Source organism: Tsukamurella soli (assembly GCF_039541155.1).
GTDB lineage: Bacteria > Actinomycetota > Actinomycetes > Mycobacteriales > Mycobacteriaceae > Tsukamurella > Tsukamurella soli.
In genome coordinates this window covers 71,038-88,352 of record NZ_BAABFR010000002.1, presented here as the reverse complement: position 1 = coordinate 88,352, position 17,315 = coordinate 71,038, and the positions used below count along the sequence as shown (strand labels likewise).

The 17,315-nt window shown below is 71.3% G+C and carries 18 protein-coding genes; 10 read left to right on the top strand and 8 right to left on the bottom strand.

The features are described from left to right. The first annotated feature begins 183 nt into the window (after window positions 1-183). Both ABD908_RS01200 and ABD908_RS27545 read left to right on the top strand, forming a co-directional pair. The gene (locus tag ABD908_RS01200; protein ID WP_344989713.1) at window positions 184-1,713 is read left to right on the top strand and encodes an MFS transporter; all 1,530 of its coding nucleotides are present in this window, start codon (window positions 184-186) and stop codon (window positions 1,711-1,713) included. Between the two features lie 130 nt (window positions 1,714-1,843). After that, window positions 1,844-2,455 carry a tyrosine-type recombinase/integrase gene (locus ABD908_RS27545; RefSeq protein WP_385924529.1) on the top strand — a complete coding sequence of 204 codons (612 nt, stop codon included), beginning with the start codon at window positions 1,844-1,846 and terminating at the stop codon, window positions 2,453-2,455. Window positions 2,456-2,515: 60 nt separating this feature from the next. On the opposite strand, the gene ABD908_RS01195 is transcribed toward ABD908_RS27545, so the two are convergent. Next, window positions 2,516-2,995 carry a DinB family protein gene (locus ABD908_RS01195; protein ID WP_344989710.1) on the bottom strand — a complete coding sequence of 160 codons (480 nt, stop codon included), beginning with the start codon at window positions 2,993-2,995 and terminating at the stop codon, window positions 2,516-2,518. A gap of 9 nt (window positions 2,996-3,004) precedes the next feature. Then, window positions 3,005-4,300, bottom strand: a complete 1,296-nt coding sequence (nhaA, locus tag ABD908_RS01190; RefSeq protein WP_344989706.1) for a Na+/H+ antiporter NhaA — start codon at window positions 4,298-4,300, stop codon at window positions 3,005-3,007. Window positions 4,301-4,455: 155 nt separating this feature from the next. Here nhaA and ABD908_RS01185 point away from each other — a divergent pair, with 155 nt between their 5' ends. After that, window positions 4,456-4,779 (top strand): hypothetical protein, encoded by a 324-nt coding sequence (locus tag ABD908_RS01185; protein WP_344989703.1) that lies wholly within the window; start codon window positions 4,456-4,458, stop codon window positions 4,777-4,779. A gap of 19 nt (window positions 4,780-4,798) precedes the next feature. After that, complete coding sequence (locus ABD908_RS01180; RefSeq protein WP_344989700.1) at window positions 4,799-5,173, top strand: carboxymuconolactone decarboxylase family protein; 375 nt, start codon at window positions 4,799-4,801, stop codon at window positions 5,171-5,173. Between the two features lie 13 nt (window positions 5,174-5,186). Here the strand turns inward: ABD908_RS01180 and ABD908_RS01175 are convergent, their stop codons facing one another. Then, window positions 5,187-5,588 carry a nuclear transport factor 2 family protein gene (locus ABD908_RS01175; RefSeq protein ID WP_344989698.1) on the bottom strand — a complete coding sequence of 134 codons (402 nt, stop codon included), beginning with the start codon at window positions 5,586-5,588 and terminating at the stop codon, window positions 5,187-5,189. Between the two features lie 9 nt (window positions 5,589-5,597). Next, complete coding sequence (locus ABD908_RS01170) at window positions 5,598-6,791, bottom strand: aminotransferase class V-fold PLP-dependent enzyme (RefSeq protein ID WP_344989695.1); 1,194 nt, start codon at window positions 6,789-6,791, stop codon at window positions 5,598-5,600. A 144-nt stretch (window positions 6,792-6,935) separates the two neighbouring features. On the opposite strand from ABD908_RS01170, the gene ABD908_RS01165 reads away from it, so the two are divergent. The 5 genes from ABD908_RS01165 to ABD908_RS01145 are packed head-to-tail and all read left to right on the top strand — an operon-like array spanning window position 6,936 to window position 12,961. Continuing rightward, window positions 6,936-8,150 carry a glutamate-cysteine ligase family protein gene (locus tag ABD908_RS01165; protein ID WP_344989693.1) on the top strand — a complete coding sequence of 405 codons (1,215 nt, stop codon included), beginning with the start codon at window positions 6,936-6,938 and terminating at the stop codon, window positions 8,148-8,150. Beyond that, window positions 8,147-9,487, top strand: coding sequence for an ergothioneine biosynthesis protein EgtB (egtB, locus tag ABD908_RS01160; protein WP_344989690.1), 1,341 nt, complete (start codon window positions 8,147-8,149; stop codon window positions 9,485-9,487). Before ABD908_RS01165 ends, egtB begins: the two co-directional genes overlap by 4 nt. Window position 9,488: 1 nt before the next feature. Further along, window positions 9,489-10,235 (top strand): ergothioneine biosynthesis protein EgtC, encoded by a 747-nt coding sequence (gene egtC, locus ABD908_RS01155; RefSeq protein ID WP_344989687.1) that lies wholly within the window; start codon window positions 9,489-9,491, stop codon window positions 10,233-10,235. A gap of 10 nt (window positions 10,236-10,245) precedes the next feature. Beyond that, window positions 10,246-11,235, top strand: a complete 990-nt coding sequence (egtD, locus tag ABD908_RS01150; RefSeq protein WP_344989684.1) for an L-histidine N(alpha)-methyltransferase — start codon at window positions 10,246-10,248, stop codon at window positions 11,233-11,235. A gap of 55 nt (window positions 11,236-11,290) precedes the next feature. After that, entirely contained in the window at window positions 11,291-12,961 is a 1,671-nt protein-coding gene (locus ABD908_RS01145) for a DNA repair helicase XPB (RefSeq protein ID WP_344989681.1), read from the top strand. A gap of 47 nt (window positions 12,962-13,008) precedes the next feature. Here ABD908_RS01145 and ABD908_RS01140 read toward each other — a convergent pair whose 3' ends face one another. The 3 genes from ABD908_RS01140 to ABD908_RS01130 form a co-directional block, all read right to left on the bottom strand. Then, complete coding sequence (locus tag ABD908_RS01140) at window positions 13,009-13,191, bottom strand: hypothetical protein (protein ID WP_344989679.1); 183 nt, start codon at window positions 13,189-13,191, stop codon at window positions 13,009-13,011. Between the two features lie 30 nt (window positions 13,192-13,221). Continuing rightward, a complete protein-coding gene (locus tag ABD908_RS01135; RefSeq protein WP_344989676.1) occupies window positions 13,222-14,733 on the bottom strand; it encodes an amino acid permease in 1,512 nt (503 codons plus the stop codon). An 89-nt stretch (window positions 14,734-14,822) separates the two neighbouring features. Beyond that, window positions 14,823-15,518: a FadR/GntR family transcriptional regulator gene (locus tag ABD908_RS01130; protein WP_344989674.1), complete on the bottom strand. Its 696-nt coding sequence runs from the start codon at window positions 15,516-15,518 to the stop codon at window positions 14,823-14,825. A gap of 112 nt (window positions 15,519-15,630) precedes the next feature. Between ABD908_RS01130 and ABD908_RS01125 the strand changes: the two genes are divergently transcribed. Then, the gene (locus tag ABD908_RS01125; RefSeq protein WP_344989672.1) at window positions 15,631-15,972 is read left to right on the top strand and encodes a hypothetical protein; all 342 of its coding nucleotides are present in this window, start codon (window positions 15,631-15,633) and stop codon (window positions 15,970-15,972) included. Here ABD908_RS01125 and ABD908_RS01120 read toward each other — a convergent pair. Then, on the bottom strand, window positions 15,969-17,261 hold the full coding sequence (locus ABD908_RS01120; protein WP_344989669.1) for a phytoene desaturase family protein: 1,293 nt from the start codon (window positions 17,259-17,261) through the stop codon (window positions 15,969-15,971). The two genes, ABD908_RS01125 and ABD908_RS01120, sit on opposite strands and share 4 nt — an antisense overlap. Window positions 17,262-17,315: the final 54 nt, after the last annotated feature.

Below are 17,315 nucleotides of genomic sequence, written 5' to 3'. Positions count from 1 at the left end.
ACTGGACCGACGGCGGCGAGGTCAGAGCATCGGGCTGCGGACCGAGATGGACATCGAAACCCTCCGCCCGGTTCGGCCCAATACCTCGCATGTCACGACCTTCGGCGCCGACCGCGACCCCGATCACCCCTCGCACTTCCTTTCCCTCACTTCGCTCACTCACTTCCCTCACTGGAGCCCCGCATGTCCACGTCCTCTGGCAGCGAAACCCGTACCGATCCGCCCTCCCTCGCAGGCAAGGCCGTCGATCCTCGACGACGATGGTTCGCTCTCGTCGTCTTGGCCCTCGCACAGCTGATGGTCGTGCTGGACGCGACGATCGTCAACATCGCGCTTCCCACAGCGCAAAGCGACCTCGGCTTCTCCAACGACTCCCGCCAGTGGGTCGTCACCGGGTACGCCCTCGCCTTCGGCAGCCTGCTGCTGCTCGGCGGACGCCTGGCCGACTTCTTCGGCCGCCGCCGCCTCTTCATCATCGGCCTGATCGGATTCGCTCTCGCCTCTGCGCTCGGCGGCTTCGCTGAGTCACTCGGTGTTCTTCTCACGGCGCGCGTCCTGCAGGGAGCATTCGGCGCCCTCCTGGCCCCGGCCGCGCTGTCCTTGCTGTCTGTAACGTTCACCACGGCCAAAGACCGAGGCCGCGCGTTCGGCATCTTCAGCTCCATCTCCGGAGGCGGCGGCGCCATCGGCCTCCTTCTCGGCGGCGTACTCACCGAGTACGCGTCCTGGCGCTGGTGCCTTTTCGTGAACCTCGTCATCGCCGCGATCGCACTCATCGGCGCAGCCATGTTCCTGGACCGAGACACCCCGGCGACAAGGCCCAAACTCGACCTTCCCGGAGTCTTCACCTCCGTGCTCGGGCTCGTCGGAATCGTGTACGGACTCGGAAACACCTCCACCCACGGCTGGACCGAGATCCTCACCCTGGGGCCGGTCATCGCCGGAGCCGCGCTTCTCGTCGCGTTCGTCATCATCGAACGACGTGGAAGCCGCCCCCTGCTACCGATGCGGGTCGTCGTCCACCGGAACCGCGGCGCCGCCTATCTCGTGGTCGCCATCACCGGCATCGCAATGTTCGGAATCTTCCTGTTCCTGACCTACTACATCACCGACATCCTGAAGTTCACACCGATCGAGACCGGCGCGTCGTTCCTGCCCATGATCGTGTTCCTCATAATCGGCGCCACGGTGTCAGGATCCGTCCTCCTCCCGAAGTTCGGACCCAGGCCCATCGTCCCCGTGGGCGCCGCGATCGCCGCGGTCGGCCTTGTCCTGCTCACCCGCCTCGATTTCGACAGCTCCTACGCCGCCGGCGTCCTTCCCGCTCTGACGATCATCGGCCTCGGTCTGGGCATGGTCTTCGGCCCGATCCAGAACGCCGCCACATCTGCCGTCGAAACCCGCGATTCCGGTGTCGCGTCCGCCATGGTCAACACGGCCTCGCAGCTCGGTGGGTCCGTCGGCACGGCGATCCTCAGCTCGTTCTTCGCCACTGCGGTGACGACCTACGTCTCCGACCACGCCGCGAAGGCTGCAGGAGCATCGAAGGCCGTCCTTGCACAAGTCACCGCCGAGGCGAACCTCGCCGGATATCACACGGTGTTCTGGTACGCCGCCGGATTCCTCATTCTCGGTGCCATCATCGCGACGGTCATCTTCAAGAGCGGCCCCCTCGAGATCGACCCCGACGCCGACCTGGTCGTCGCCCACTGACCCGGTTCGCGTGCCAGCAACTCGCTGTAACGCGCCGGCCGAATGGGCCATCCAGGCAGCCGACAGCCACGTCGACAACGCTGGCGTCGCCTTTCTCGGGCCGACCGAAGCCGCCTCCGAAAAGAGTTCGATGAGACTTTCGGACTCAACGTCAAGACTCGAGTCCAGGCGGGCGCCAAGCTGTCCCAAGCGGACCCAGACCCGCGCATCCGGACGGTCCCTCCCGCTGTCTCATCACCTCATCGCGGTGTTGTCCGCCGCGAAGAATCGGCACGACAGGCATGCGACGCGGTTGGGTGACGCATACGACCCGGGCGGCTACGTCGCGGCCAACGAGGCTGGACGCCCGTACTCGCTCAGCACATTGAATCGACGGTGGCGCACGGTGAGCGACGCAGCCGGGGTGAAGCGAATCAAGCTCCACGAGGCGCGCCACACGGCTGGCACGTCGATGCACCTCAAGGGAGTACCGCTCGCGGTGATCGCGGCATGGCTCGGCCACGCAAACGCCAGTATCACCGGCGCGATCTACGCACATTCACAGGACGGCGCACTCGTTTCAGCGGCAGAGCTCTTGGGGCAACTCGGGGCTGCATCCGGTGACACGCGAGAATTCCGAATGACACGGAAAATGACATGGACACCATATCGGTCTGTCACGCACACCGACGCAGGTTGTGGCCATCTCAAGCCGCGGCGCGCACACGGTAGCAGGTTCCGTACGTGCTTCCCAAGCAGGTAGTGCGGGTTCGATTCCCGTCATCGGCTCCATATCTCGTCATGGCCGCCGGCGCGATCACGGTCAGTCTGCAAGTACCTGCTCGCGCAGGATGTCGGCGTGCCCGCAGTGCTGGGCCAGCTCGCGCAAGACCTGTAGATACACCCAGCGGAGCGTGCGCGGTCCGGTCCGGTGCCCGGTCACGACGGTGTCCAACGACACGCCTGCGACCGCCGATCGGGCCGTGGCGCAGGCCTCCCGGTAGGAGGCCCGGACCGAGGCGACGGTGTCGTCGTCGGAGAGCCGGAAGGATTCGTCCGGGCTCTGCACCAGGCCGAGTTCTCGCCGGGACGTGCCGCCGACGCACTCCTCGAACCACACCCGCTGCATCCACGTCACGTGCTTGAGCAGGCCGAGCAGCGTCGTCGCCGACGGGACCAGCCGACGCCTCGCCTGCTCCTCGGTGAGGCCGGCGAGCGTCGCCTCGATGGCACCGCGACACTCCTCTACGAAAGCGTCGAGCTGCGCGCGCTCGTCACCCAGCGGTACGTCGAACGAACCCATGAGAGCCTTCTACCACGCCGCGGGCACACCGTCGTCATCGTCGCACCCCTCGTCGCGGCTGATCTCCCGGTAGTGCCGGTTGCGTGCGCGCAGCACGAAGGACGCGAGCACCGCGGCGGTCGACGACGCGATCAGCACCGCGACGGTCACGTGGTCGCCGTGCGGCGAGCCGGGTCCGTACGCAAGGTCGCCGATCAACAACGACACGGTGAACCCGATCCCGGCGAGCATCGCGATGCCCAGCACGTCTACCCACGCGATGGTGTCGTCCAGGGAGGCTCGCGTCACCGCTGCCAGCAGCCGGGTGGTCCCGAAGATCCCCACGGTCTTGCCTACCACCAGCCCCACGATCGCCCCGAGCGCGACGGGGTCCGTGACTGCGGCGACCAACCCGTGCCACCCGCCGATCGTCACGCCCGCCGCGAAGAACGCGAAGACCGGCACCGCGACGCCCGCCGACAGCGGCCGGAACCGGTGCTCGAAGTGCTCCGCGAGGCCGGGTCCCGCGTCGGGTCCGCCGCCGCGCTCGCTGCGAACGACAGGGACGGCGAACCCGAGCAGTACGCCGGCGACGGTCGGGTGGATACCGGACTCGTGCATCAGGGCCCAGGTCGACGCGGCGAGCGGCAACAGCAGCCACCACGAGCGGATGCGGCGCTGCACGCACACCGCGAACAGCGCCAGGGGCACCAGCGTCAGCGCGAGGTAGGCCGGCTTCAGGGTGTCGCTGTAGAAGACGGCGATCACCGTGATCGCGAGCAGGTCGTCGACCACCGCGAGCGTCAGCAGGAACGTCCGCAGCGCCGACGGCAGGTGCGTCGACAGGACCGCGAGCACCGCGACCGCGAACGCGATGTCCGTGGCGGTCGGCACCGCCCAGCCGTGCACCGCCTCCGGTCCGGCGTGGACGGTGATCGCGACGAACAGCCCGGCCGGCACGATCATCCCGCCGACTGCGGCGGCGATCGGCAGTGCGGCGCGGGACATCTCACGGAGGTCACCGGCCACGAACTCCCGCTTGAGCTCCAGGCCCACGACGAAGAAGAAGACCGCGAGCAGCCCGTCGGCCGCCCAGTCGTGCAGGCTCAGGTCCAGATGCAGCCCCGCGACGGTGGCGCCGACACGGGCCTCGGACAGCCGCATGTAGGCGTGCTGCCACGGCGTGTTCGCCCACAGCAGCGCCGCGACCGCTGCGGCCAGCAGCAGGAATCCTCCGAAGGTCTCCTTACGCAGCAGGTCGGCCACCCGGGACGCCTCGGCCCAGGACCCGCGGGCGAACAGCGCCCGTCGCCGATTCTCGCCCACGCCGATCGCCCCCTACCGCCGGTATCTGCTACGAGGGGACCGCGCGCATTACGAGTCGCCCCGCCGACCAGACTTCCCGGCACACCGCCGCCCAGACTACCGGCAGAGCGCCGGCCCGTCCCCCGGCTGCCGAGCACCGGAACTACGCTGCTGGCGTGGCAGAGGACAACACCCGCAGCTGGACCGCGAACCGCAGCCTGGGGCGGGGGATGGTCCCCGGCCGTCTCGAGCTGTCCCCCACACACGTCACGTTCGAGCCCGGCAGGGTCGCGCGGCGCACGGTCGGACTCCGCTTCAGCGTGCGGCTCGAGCACATCGCCGCGGTCGGCGTCGCGCCGGGCGCCGGACGGTGGCTGGGCGGCGGCAAGCGGGAACGCCTCGTCCTCACGCTCGGCGACGGCTCGGAGGTGCTGTTCGTGGTACCCGAGCTCGAGCCTGCGGTGGCGGCGATCCGGGCCGCCCTCCCCCGGCGGGCCTGAAGGTGCGAGCATCGTCGGCATGAGCGACGAGCGGTTCGAGGCCGGGATGGCGATTCGGCGGCGGGTGATGGGCGACGGTTACGTCGACCGCGCCGTCGCGCGCACCGAAGGGACGGAATCCGCGCAGGTACAGCGCTTCATCACCGAGAACGTCTGGGGTTCGGTGTGGACCCGAGACGGCCTCGCGCCGCGGGACAGCAGCCTGCTCACCATCGGGATCCTGACCGCGCTGCGGACCACCGAGGAGCTCGCCGGCCACGTCCGCGGCGCGCTCACCAACGGCCTGACCCGCGACGAGATCACCGAGGCGATCGTGCAGACGGCGGGTTACTGCGGCGCCCCCGCAGCGCTGGCCGCGATGCGCGCCGCGCAGCAGGTGTTCGACGAGGCCTGATCGCTGCCCAACGTCACCCCGCGCCGGTGACCTCCGCCGTCGCCTCCGCCGTGATCCGGTCGAACTGCGCGCCCATCGCCTCGGCGAGCGCGGTCGCGCCGGACAGCGGCCGCACCATCACCATGAAGTCGTCGATCAACCCGTCGGCATTCGTGTGGATGAAGTCGCAGCCGGTGATCCGGCGGCCCGACACCGTGGCCTCGAACACCAGGGCGTGGTCGGCGCCGCCCCCGATCTCGCGGACGTAGCGGAAGTCCTCGAACACCCGCAGCACAGCGCGCAGGATCGCCGCGGTGACCGGCTTGCCGGGGTAGGGCTTGAAGGCGACCGGGCTGGTGAAGACCACGTCGTCAGCGAGCAGGGCGGCCATCGCGTCGGCGTCCCGCGCCTCGACGGCCTGTCGGAATGAATGCATACCGGCACCCTAGCTCCGGGGCCGGACATCCAGCCCGACGATCCCGTCGACCAGGCGATCCACGTCGACGTCGGACACGAACGCGTGCGCCGACGCCCGCACGGCTGCCGTCAGGCCCCGCGCGGTCATGTCCCGCAGCGTGGAGCCGCGCCGCGTCACCGAGACGACGACGCCCCGGTCGAACAGGGCGGCCTGCACGCGGTCGGGGTCGACCCCGTCGACGGTGAACGACACGATCCCGCCCAGCGCACCGCCCACGGGATCGCGGACCGTGACAGCCGGCAGCGCCGCGAGCCGCTCGCGGATCCCGGCGGCCCGGCGCGTGATCGCGGCGAACACGTGGTCGGGCCCCAGCTCGAGCAGGTACCTCACGGCGGCGCCGAGCCCGAGGCGCGCCGCGACGTCGGCCTCCCAGGTCTCGAACCGGGCCGCGTCTGACGCGACGCAGTACTCCCCCTCTGCCACCCACTGCGCCGAGTGCAGGTCCAGCGAGCGCGGCTCGATGCGCTCGATCAGCTCGGGACGGACGTACAGGAAGCCGGTCCCGCGCGGCCCGCGCAGCCACTTGCGCCCGGTCGCGGTCAGCGCGTCGACGCCCAGTTCGCGGGCGTCGACGGTGACCTGACCCACCGACTGGCAGGCGTCCAGCAGCACCGGCGCACCCACCGCGTGCGCGCGGTCGGCGATCTCGCGCACGGGCGCCACCAGGCCGCTGTTCGTGGGCACGTGCACCAGCGACACCAGCGCGACCCGCTCGTCGAGCACCGCGTCGAGCGCGTCCAAGTCCACCCGCCCGTCGGCGTCGCTGGGCAGGACCACCACCTCGGCGCCCGCGGCCCGCGCCCGCTGCAGGGCGGCGATGGCGTTGCTCGCGTAGTCGACGCCGGTCACCACGATCCGCTGCCCGGCCCGCAGCGGGACGGCGTAGAAGAAGTCGCACCACGCGCGGGTGGCGCTGTCGCTCAGTGCGATCGTCCCGGCGGGAGCCCCGATCAGCGCGCCTATCGCGTCCTTGACCGCCGCAAGGTCCGCCGCCCGCTCGGCCGCCGCGCGGTAGCCGCCCACCTCCGCCTCACGCCGCAGGTGGCCGATGACGGTGTCGAGCACGGGAGCCGGCGGCAGCGACGATCCGGCGCTGTCGAAGAACGCCAGGTCGTGGCAGCCGGGCGTCTCCGCCCGAATCCGGTGCAGGTCCAGCGCCATGCCCCGACCCTACCGAGCGGAAGGATCCGCCCTGGTCGGCCCTCGCTCCACCCGAACCCGTGTGTCCTGATGGGACAGGTTACGAACTCCGCTCGTCCCTCGCTTCGCTCGAACCTGTCGGACCCTCGCCGTAGGGTGGCGAACATGACCCCCCAGCGAGCGGGCATCACCCGACGAGCGGCCACAACCGCCCTCGACGGGCGAGCCGGCGCGGAGGAGTACACGGCCCGGCACTACATCAGACTCGGGCCCCCGCAGCGCGTCGGCGCCGAGATCGAGTGGTTCGCCGCACTGCCGGACGGGTCGCGGCCGCCGCTGGCGCTCGTGGCCGAGGTACTAGGCGACCACAGTCCGCGGTCGCTCGCCCCGGCTTCCCCCGCGCTGCCGCTCGCGGCGGGCGGCCGGGGCACCGTCGAGCCCGGCGGGCAGGTCGAGGTGTCGAGCGCGTCGGCACCGTCGGCCGGTCGGCTGATCGACGCGCTGGCCGCCGACGCGCAGCAGCTGCGCCGGCTGCTGGCCGCGCGCCGCATCCGGCTCGTCGCGGGTGCCGCTGACGCCGCGCGACCCCCCGAGCGGCTGCTGCGGCTGCCCCGCTACTCCGCGATGGAGGCGCGATTCGATGGGATCGGCCCGTTCGGGCGGGCGATGATGTGCGCCACCGCGGCCACCCAGGTGTGCGCGGACGCCGCCGCCGACGCGGCCGACGACGGGTCCCGGTGGGCAATGCTCGACGCCGCCGGCCCCGCCCTGATCGCGGCGTTCGCCGCATCCCCCGAGCTCGCCGGGGTGCCGGACGGCCGGTGGGCGTCGCAGCGGATGCGCACCTGGCTCGCGCTGGACCCGGCGCGCACCGGCTCCGTCGCCCTCGCGGACTACCCCGCATGGGCGGTCGGCGCGCCTCTGCTCTGCCTGCCGCGCGACGGCGACGACTGGACCGCCCCGCCCGGCGCGACGTTCGCCGACTGGGCCGACGGCGCGCTCGACCATACCGTCGACCGCCGCCCCGGGCCGTCGGACCTCGATTACCACCTCACCACGCTGTTCCCGCTGGTGCGCGCGAGCGGGTACTTCGAGGTGCGCTACCTCGACGGGCAGCCCGACGGTGGCTGGCACGTCCCGATCCGGGCCGTGGCCGCACTGACCGCCGAGCCCGACACCGTCGCCGCCGCGACCGACCTCTCGCGCCCGACCGCCGGAAGGTGGCGCGACGCGGCGCACTCCGGCCTCGCCGACCCCGAACTCCGCCGCGCAGCGGCCGACCTGCTCGAGCTCGCCCACTCCGTCGACCCCGACCCGTCGCTCGCCCACGCGGCCCGCCGAACCCGGGCCGGCCGCAGCCCCCTGGAGGACCGCCCATGACCACCCGACCCGACTCCCGCCCCCACTCCGCCGACACCGACGATCTCCGCAGCCGCATAGCTGCCGTCCTGACCCGCGCCCGCGACCGCACGCGCGCGCTCACCGACTGCCTCGACGACACCGAACTCATGGCACAGCACTCGCGGATCATGAGCCCGCTGGTGTGGGACCTCGCGCACATCGGCAGCCAGGAGGAGCTCTGGCTGGTGCGGGACGTCGGCGGCCGGGATCCGCTGCGCCCGGATCTCGACGACATGTACGACGCGTTCAAGCACGCCCGGTCCGATCGTCCAGCGCTGCCGCTGCTCGACCCCGCCGCCGCCCGCGGCTATGCGGCCACCGTGCGGGACAAGGCGCTCGACGTCCTCGACCACAGCCGCCTGTCCGGCAACGCGCTGGAGCGGGACGGCTTCGCGTTCGCCATGATCGCGCAGCACGAGCAGCAGCACGACGAGACGATGCTCGCGACGCATCAGCTGCGCGCGGGCGCCGCCGCCCTCACCGCCCCACCCGCTCCCCGCGGTGAGTACCGCGGCCCGGTCGAGATCACGGTCCCCGCAGGCCCGTTCGCGATGGGGACGGACACCGACCCGTGGGCCCTCGACAACGAACGCCCCGCCCACGTCGTGGACGTTCCGGCCTTCGCCATCGATGCCGTGCCGGTCACCAACGCGCGGTTCCTCGAGTTCATCGCCGACGGCGGCTACCAGCGACCCGAGCTGTGGACCGAGCGCGGCTGGGCACACCGCACGGCCGAAGGCATCACCGCCCCACGGTTCTGGGAACGCGACACCGACGGCACCTGGTGGCGGAGACGGTTCGGGACGACGGCGGCTGTGCGCCCGCAGCAACCGGTGGTGCATGTCAGCTGGTTCGAGGCGGACGCGTTCGCGCGCTGGGCCGGCCGGCGGCTGCCCACCGAGGCGGAGTGGGAGAAGGCCGCCCGGTTCGATCCCGCGGCCGGTCGTTCGCGCCGGTTCCCGTGGGGCGACGACGATCCCACGCCCGACCGGGCGAATCTCGGCCAGCGGCACCTGGAGCCGGCCGACGTCGGTGCGTACCCCGCGGGCGCGTCACCACTGGGCGTCCAGCAGCTGATCGGCGACGTGTGGGAGTGGACGTCCTCGGAGTTCCACGGCTATCCCGGCTTCGCAGCGTTCCCGTACCGCGAGTACTCGGAGGTGTTCTTCGGCGGCGACTACCGGGTGCTGCGCGGCGGCTCGTTCGGCACCGACGAGGTCGCGTGCCGGGGCACGTTCCGCAACTGGGACCACCCGATTCGGCGCCAGATATTCTCCGGGTTCCGCTGCGCCCGTACCCTTCCCGAGCGACGCTGACATGTGCCGCCACCTCGCGTATGTCGGCCCCGCGGTGCCCGTCGCCCACCCGGTTACCGGCGGGGAGCACTCGCTGCGCACCCAGGCCTGGGCGCCCCGCGACATGCGCGGCGGCGGCACGATCAACGCCGACGGATTCGGCGTGGCGTGGTGGCCCGACCCCGGCGGCGCTCGCGGAGGTGAGTCCCCCGGCGCTTCGAGCACGGCGGTGCGCTATCGCAACCCCGCCCCGATCTGGACCGACCCCGCGGTCGACGAGGTGCTGCCGCTGCTGACCGCGCGGGCCGTGCTCGCGGCGGTGCGGTCCGCCACCGTCGGCACACCCGTCGCGCGCGAGGCGTGCGCACCGTTCACCCACGGCCGATTCGCGTTCAGCCACAACGGCGTCGTACCCGACTGGGCCGAGCTCCTGACACCCGCCGCCGCGGACCTGGAGGCACTCACCGACTCCGCAGCACTATGGGCCCGCCTGCTGGCCGCACTGCCCGGCTCCGACCCGGCAGACGCGCTCGCCACGCTGGTCCGCGACGTTACGGAGCAACGCCCGGGCGCCCGCATCACCACGCTGCTATGCGACGGCGAGAGTGCCTGGGGCACAACGTATTACCACTCGCTCTGGTTTCGCGACACCGGCGATTCGGCGTGGCTGGCCTCCGAGCCGGTGGACGACACCGACGACTGGCACCAGATCCCCGACCACAGCATCGTCGTCGCCCGACCCGGGCGCGTCACCGTCGCACCCCTGTAGGAGGCCCATTTTGACCGCCCATCAGTCCACATCCACCTCTCCCCTCGAGGTGCACCTCACCGACGCCGACCTCGCCGAGGCGCTCCGCGCGGACGTGCACGCGGGGCTCACCGCCCACCCGAAGCAGCTGCCTCCCAAGTGGTTCTACGACGCCCGCGGCAGCGAGTTGTTCGAGCAGATCACCACGCTGCCGGAGTACTACCCCACCCGCACCGAGCGGGAGATCCTGCGCCAGGGCGCGCCCGCGATCGCCGCTGCCGCCACCCCGGACGTACTGGTCGAACTGGGCTCCGGGTCGTCGGAGAAGACGCGGCTGCTGCTCGACGCGATGGCCGACACACTCACCACGTATGTGCCGCAGGACGTATCGGTGTCCGCGCTCACGGGCGCCGTCGACGCCCTCGCGGCGAGCCACCCCGGGCTGCGGGTCCGCGGAATGGTCAGCGACTTCACCGACACGCTGCACCACCTCCCGGCCGGCGGTCGACGGATGATCGCCTTCCTGGGCGGCACGATCGGCAACATGATCCCCGCGGAGCGCGCGGAGTTCCTAGCGTCCATCGCCGCAGCGCTGCGCCCGGGCGAGACCCTGCTGCTGGGCGCCGGCCTGGTGGTGCCGCCGGCGGTCGTGGTGCCCGCGTACGACGACGCGGCCGGCGTCACCGCCGAGTTCGACCGGAACGTGCTGCGCGTGGTCAACGCGCGCCTACACGCCGACTTCGAACCGGACGCGTTCCGGCACGTCGCCCTGTGGGATGCCGCGAACGAGTGGATCGAGATGCGGCTCGAGGCGACGCGCGCGATGCGCGTCACGGTCGCCGACCTGAATCTGGCCGTCGACTTCGCGGAGGGCGAGCAGCTGCGGACCGAGATCTCCGCGAAGTTCCGGCTCGACGGGATCGCCCGCGAGCTCGCCGACGCCGGCCTCACCCTCGTCCATACGTGGACGGACGACGACCACCGGTTCGCGGTGCTCCTGGCGGAGCGAGGCCGACGGTGACCGCCCACACCTGCCCTGATCTGCCCGCGGCCACACGATTCGGCACAATGGTGAGATGCCCGACGGCCCCCTGATCGTCCAATCCGACAAGACGCTGCTGCTCGAGGTCGACCATGACCTCGCCGATGCAGCGCGTCAGGCCATCGCACCGTTCGCCGAATTGGAGCGCGCGCCCGAGCACGTGCACACCTACCGCGTCACGCCGCTGGCGCTGTGGAACGCCCGCGCGGCGGGGCACGACGCCGAGCAGGTGGTCGACGCGCTCGTCACCTACTCCCGCTACCCGGTCCCCCAGCCGCTACTGGTCGACGTCGTCGACACCATGTCCCGGTTCGGCCGGCTGCAGCTGGTCAAGAACCCCGCGCACGGCCTCAGCCTGGTCAGCCTCGACCGAGCGGTGCTCGAGGAGGTGCTGCGGCACAAGAAGATCGCGCCGATGTTGGGCGCCCGGATCGACGACGACACCGTCGTCGTGCACCCGTCCGAGCGCGGGCACCTCAAGCAGCTGCTGCTCAAGGTCGGCTGGCCGGCGGAGGACCTCGCGGGCTACGTCGACGGCGAGGCGCACCCCATCACGCTCGACCACACCACGCATCCGTGGGAGCTGCGTGACTACCAGCAGTTCGCGGCGGATTCGTTCTGGGCCGGCGGGTCCGGCGTCGTGGTGCTGCCGTGCGGCGCGGGCAAGACGATGGTCGGCGCGGCCGCGATGGCGAAGGCGAAGGCCACCACCCTGATCCTGGTCACCAACACCGTCGCGGGGCGCCAGTGGAAGCGCGAGCTGATCGCACGCACCTCGCTCACCGAGGAGGAGATCGGGGAGTACTCGGGCGAGCGGAAGGAGATCCGCCCGGTCACCATCGCCACCTACCAGGTGCTCACGCGCCGCTCGAAGGGCGAGTACCGCAACCTCGAGCTGTTCGACTCGCGCGACTGGGGCCTGATGATCTACGACGAGGTGCACCTGCTGCCCGCGCCGGTCTTCCGGATGACTGCTGACCTGCAATCCCGCCGCCGCCTCGGCCTCACCGCGACGCTCGTGCGGGAGGACGGCCGCGAGGGCGACGTCTTCTCGCTGATCGGCCCCAAGCGCTACGACGCACCGTGGAAGGACATCGAGGCCCAGGGTTGGATCGCGCCGGCCGAGTGCACCGAGGTCCGCGTGACGCTCACCGACAACCAGCGCCTGCAGTACGCGACCGCCGAGCCCGAGGAGCGCTACAAGATGTGCGCGACGACGCCGGCCAAGGTCCCCGTCGTCAAGTCGATCCTCGCGCGCCACCCCGGCGCGCCCACGCTGGTGATCGGTGCCTACGTCGAGCAGCTCGAGCAACTCGGCGCCGAGCTCGACTGCCCGGTGATCCAGGGCTCCACGCGGAACAAGGAGCGGGAGCGGCTGTTCGACCTGTTCCGCGCCGGCGAGATCCAGACGCTCGTGGTGTCGAAGGTGGCGAACTTCTCCATCGACCTGCCGGAGGCGTCGGTCGCCGTGCAGGTGTCGGGGACGTTCGGCTCGCGGCAGGAGGAGGCGCAGCGCCTGGGCCGTCTACTCCGTCCCAAGCACGACGGTGGCCAGGCCCACTTCTACTCGATCGTCTCCCGCGACACCCTCGACGCCGATTACGCCGCCCACCGGCAGCGGTTCCTCGCCGAGCAGGGCTACGCGTACCGGATCACCGACGCCGACGACCTGCTCGGCCCCGCCATCGGCGACGCCGGGCAGTAGCGCGCAGGCCGTGACGTCGCCAGGGCGGCAGCGCCGACGGTGACCGCTCAGGACAGGTCGCGGAAGGCGAGCGCGAAGCCGGAGACGGCCAACACGACCGCGATCACGTAGCCGATCGTCGACCACCATCCGATGTGCATATAGGCGGTCACCGCGACGAGCGCCATCGCCGCGAACACCAGAACCATCCCGTACAGGGGCGGTCGCGCCGCATACCGATTGCTTGCCATGGGATCTCACTCCTTGCTAGCGGGCGTCTGCTACTCGTCGTCGGCGGGCTTCTCGGGGTCCACCGGGCGGTTCGCCACGACCGGGAACCCGCCGGTGTAGCCCTCGCGCACCCGCGCCTCCGCCAGGACCCGGCCGCGCACCAGGTACCAGCCCCCGATCAGCATCGGGATCAGCACCACCAACGTCGCGACGGTCCACGTGCCGATCGGGTGGTCGAACGCCATCAGCACGAGCACGGCGAACAGGAACAGCAGCGTCAGGTAGCTCGACCACGGTGCGAACGGCATCCGGAAGTTCGGGCGCGTCATCAGCCCGGCCTCCGCCTTGCGCTGCAGCCGGATCTGGCACAGCACGATGGTGCCCCAGGAGGCGACGATGCCCAGCGCCGACATGTTCAGCACGATCTCGAACGCCTGTCCCGGCTGGAAGGCGTTGAGCACCACACCGAACAGGCAGATCACGGCGGTCAGCAGGATGCCGCCGAACGGGACGCCGTTTCGCGACATGCGTGCCGTGAACTTGGGGCCGCTGCCGTTCATGGCCATCGACCGCAGGATCCGGCCGGTGGAGTACAGCCCCGCGTTGAGGCTGGAGAACGCGGCGGTGAGCACCACGACGTTCATCAGGTCGCCGGCGCCGGCGAAGCCGATCTTGCTGAAGAAGGTCACGAACGGGCTCTCGCTGGACGAGTAGGCCGTGTACGGCAGCAGCAGCGCGAGTAGCACCACCGATCCGACGTAGAAGATCGCGATGCGGGCCACGACCGAGTTGATCGCGCGGGGCATGATCTTCTCCGGGTCCTCGGTCTCGCCGGCCGCGGTGCCCACGAGTTCCACTGCCGCGTAGGCGAACACGACGCCCGAGGTCACCACCACCAGCGGGATGACGCCCGTCGGGAGCAGCCCGCCGTGGTGCGTCCACAGGCTCAACCCCGTGCTCTGCCCCTGGATGTGGTAGCGCCCCGCCAGGAATATGGTGCCGACCACCAGGAAGGCCATCAGCGCGACCACCTTGATCAAGGCGGCCCAGAACTCCAACTCGCCGAACAGCTTCACCGAGATCAGGTTCATCGCGAGCACGATCGCCAGCGCGATCAGCGCGAGCAGCCACTGTGGCACAGCGACGAAGGTGTGCCAGTAGTGGAAGTAGGTGGCGATGGCCGTGGTGTCCACGATGGCCGTCATCGCCCAGTTGAGGAAGTACATCCAGCCGGCGACGAATGCCGCCTTCTCGCCGTAGAACTCACGCGCGTACGACACGAACGAGCCCGACGACGGCCGGTGCAGCACCAACTCGCCCAGTGCCCGCAGGATCAGGAACACGAAGACGCCGCAGATTCCGTAGATCAGGAACAGGCCGGGCCCGGCGGACGCGAGGCGGCCGCCCGCGCCGAGGAACAGCCCGGTGCCGATGGCACCGCCGATAGCGATCATCTGCAGTTGCCTCGGCTTGAGGCCCTTGTGGTAACCCTCGTCCTCGCGCTGGAGGTTGGGATCGTGGCCCTTCCCGACGCCGGAGGGTGTGGTGGGGTGCGTAGTCATCGGGATTCCTGTCGCGCGAAGGAATATCGGACCATACCTGTTCGGCTGTCAGACAGCTTCTTCCAGTGTGATCCGGGTCACATAGGCTGTCAAGCCCGCAGGGCGTCCGCCGACTCCGCGACCCGGTCGAGGTGCTGACGCATGCGGTCGCCGGCGTGCGCGAAGTCGCCCGCCACGATGGCCTCGACGATCCTGCGGTGTTCGCCGTCGGCAGCGGCCCGGCGGGCAGCGAGCACGGCGGTGCGCTGCAGCGGCTGCTTCGCGAGCGCGGCCCGGATCGCCCCGACCACCGACACGAAGACCTCGTTGCCCGACGCCTCGGCGATCGCCAGATGGAATTCGGCGTCCAGCCGCAACCAGCGGGTCGCGTCGGGCTCCCCGGCCATCGCATCCACGATCCGCTGCAGGTTCTCCAGCTGCTCGGCGGTGCGCCGCCGCGCCGCCCAGCCGGCGGCGGGCACCTCGACGTACGGGCGCGCCTCGACGAGATCGCGTGTCGAGAAGGTTCCATAGCGCGGCGTCGCGGGGCGCGCGGACTTGACGACGGTGCCCGAGCCCGTCCGGGTCTCCGTCAGCCCGAGCGCCTGACACGACCGCAGCGCCTCCCGGACCACCGAACGGCTCACGCCGTAGCGCTCGGCGAGCGCGGCCTCCGGCGGCAGCTTGACCCCGACCGGGAGCTCACCGCTTCCGATGGCGGTGCGCAGATCCTGGAACACCGCCTCCGACGCACTGTGCCGCTGGATCGCGGCCGACCGACCTGTCCAGCTGTCGGGCAGACTCATGCCCCAACAGTAGGCCGCCCGGCCGCCGGATACCCGGCACCGGAATCCCCGGATCCGCGCAACCCGGACGAAGCGGGTTGCCACGCGCGGAGCAGGCGGATATCAACGCGGTATGCCAGACCCCATCACCGCGCTCGTTCAGGGCGCCGTCGCGACCGTCCGCCGCGCCGCCGCCGAACTGCTCCGCCCGCTCGAGAGCGCACGCGACGAGGCGCAGCACGACATCCAGTCCGTGACCAAGGGGCTGAACGCCGAGGCGCAGTTGATCCCGCTGCTGGTCGAGCAGCTGGCGGTGCTGAACGCAACCCTCGGCGACCTCACGGAGATCCTGCGCCCGCTCGCCGAGGTGGAGCAGGGCGTCGCCTCCGTCGAGACGAGGCTCACCCACGGCCTGTTCCACCACCCGCACGACACGAGCACCGGCACCACCGGGCAGCAGCCGCCGCCCGCTTAGAGCGACCGCAGCACCGCCTGCGCGGCGTGCCATCCCGGCATGCCGTGCACGCCCGGCCCCGGGGCGGCCGCGGCGGAGCACAGCCACACGCGGTCGGTGAGCCGGTAGGGCCGCCACAGGGTCGGCCGACGCAGCAGCTGCGACGGCACTGCAGCGCCCGCGGCGATATCGCCGCCCACGTAGTTGGCGTTGGTCGCCTCGAGCTCGGCCGGACCCACGGCCCGCAGGTCGACGATGCGTTCGCGCGTGCCCGGCGCGTGGCGCTCGACCTCGCGCAGCAGGTTCTCGGTGAGGTCGCCGGGAAAGCCGTTGGGGGCGTGTCCGTACAGCGAGACCGGAGCCAGGGATCCGGCGCAGCGCGACGGGTCGGCGAGATACTGCTGGGACAGGATGATCACAGGCCGCTCCGGCATCCGGCCGCGGCTGACCATGAGCTCCTTGGCGGCGATATCCCGCACCTCGCCGCCGAGGTGCACGAAAGCCGCCTCGCGGCAGAGCCTCTCGCGCCACGGCAGGCCACCGTCGAGCACCAGGTCGAGCTTGAACACCGCGGGTCCGGTGCGCCACCGTCGCCGCCGCAGCCACCCCGGTGCACGCTCGCCCAGCAACCGCACTGCACCGGGCAGCCCCGTGTCCAGCAGCACCACGTCGGCGTCTGGCAGCGCGGTGACCCGCTGCCCCGTCCGCACCGAGCCACCGTGTGCGGCGACGATTCCCGCCAGTCCGTCGGTGATCGCCTGCGATCCGCCCACCGGCACCGGCCACGGGCGCACCCCACCGAGCAGGTAGGCGATCGACGACGTCATCGGGTAGTGCAGCGGCGTGATGGCGTGCGCGGCGATCCCGGCGAACACCGCGCCACCCACGCGGCCCAGCGCGCGTGCGGTCAGCAGGGCGGGGGCACCGAACAGCGGCCCCCACCGCAGCGCGTCCCGCGGGTGGCGCGCGAGCTGCGGCACCGGCCCGAAGAACGACGCCATCACGTCCGGTCCGCAATCCGGGACATCGGCCAGCGTGCCCACGGCGCCGAGGAGCGGGTGCGCGAGGTCCACGTCGGCGGTGGCCCACTCGACCTCCAGGCCCACGTCGCGGAATGCGGGAGACACCGACGCAAGGGGATGGCCGGTGGAGAACCGGTCGACCAGCGTGCCGCGCATCCGATCGGACCGCGCGCCACCGCCGATCGTCGGCTCCGCCTCCAGTACCGTCACGTCCAGCCCGGCGCGCGCCAGCACCGCCGCGGCCGTCAGCCCGTTGGGTCCGGAGCCCACCACCACCGCCGTCGTCACGCCTTCGGTTCTACCCCGGCCCGCCGAGCTACAGCGCAGTTCTACCCGGCCCGC

What these genes read in the sequence shown, in the direction of transcription:
- ABD908_RS01195 (WP_344989710.1), bottom strand. Translation starts at nt 2,995, where the DNA reads ATGGGTTCGTTCGACGTACCGCTGGGTGACGAGCGCGCGCAGCTCGAC.
- ABD908_RS01175 (WP_344989698.1), bottom strand. Translation starts at nt 5,588, where the DNA reads ATGCATTCATTCCGACAGGCCGTCGAGGCGCGGGACGCCGACGCGATG.
- ABD908_RS01165 (WP_344989693.1), top strand. Translation starts at nt 6,936, where the DNA reads ATGACCCCCCAGCGAGCGGGCATCACCCGACGAGCGGCCACAACCGCC.
- ABD908_RS01135 (WP_344989676.1), bottom strand. Translation starts at nt 14,733, where the DNA reads ATGACTACGCACCCCACCACACCCTCCGGCGTCGGGAAGGGCCACGAT.
- ABD908_RS01140 (WP_344989679.1), bottom strand. Translation starts at nt 13,191, where the DNA reads ATGGCAAGCAATCGGTATGCGGCGCGACCGCCCCTGTACGGGATGGTT.
- ABD908_RS01180 (WP_344989700.1), top strand. Translation starts at nt 4,799, where the DNA reads ATGAGCGACGAGCGGTTCGAGGCCGGGATGGCGATTCGGCGGCGGGTG.
- ABD908_RS01200 (WP_344989713.1), top strand. Translation starts at nt 184, where the DNA reads ATGTCCACGTCCTCTGGCAGCGAAACCCGTACCGATCCGCCCTCCCTC.
- egtB (WP_344989690.1), top strand. Translation starts at nt 8,147, where the DNA reads ATGACCACCCGACCCGACTCCCGCCCCCACTCCGCCGACACCGACGAT.
- ABD908_RS01145 (WP_344989681.1), top strand. Translation starts at nt 11,291, where the DNA reads ATGCCCGACGGCCCCCTGATCGTCCAATCCGACAAGACGCTGCTGCTC.
- ABD908_RS27545 (WP_385924529.1), top strand. Translation starts at nt 1,844, where the DNA reads ATGAGACTTTCGGACTCAACGTCAAGACTCGAGTCCAGGCGGGCGCCA.
- ABD908_RS01130 (WP_344989674.1), bottom strand. Translation starts at nt 15,518, where the DNA reads ATGAGTCTGCCCGACAGCTGGACAGGTCGGTCGGCCGCGATCCAGCGG.
- ABD908_RS01170 (WP_344989695.1), bottom strand. Translation starts at nt 6,791, where the DNA reads ATGGCGCTGGACCTGCACCGGATTCGGGCGGAGACGCCCGGCTGCCAC.
- ABD908_RS01125 (WP_344989672.1), top strand. Translation starts at nt 15,631, where the DNA reads ATGCCAGACCCCATCACCGCGCTCGTTCAGGGCGCCGTCGCGACCGTC.
- egtC (WP_344989687.1), top strand. Translation starts at nt 9,489, where the DNA reads ATGTGCCGCCACCTCGCGTATGTCGGCCCCGCGGTGCCCGTCGCCCAC.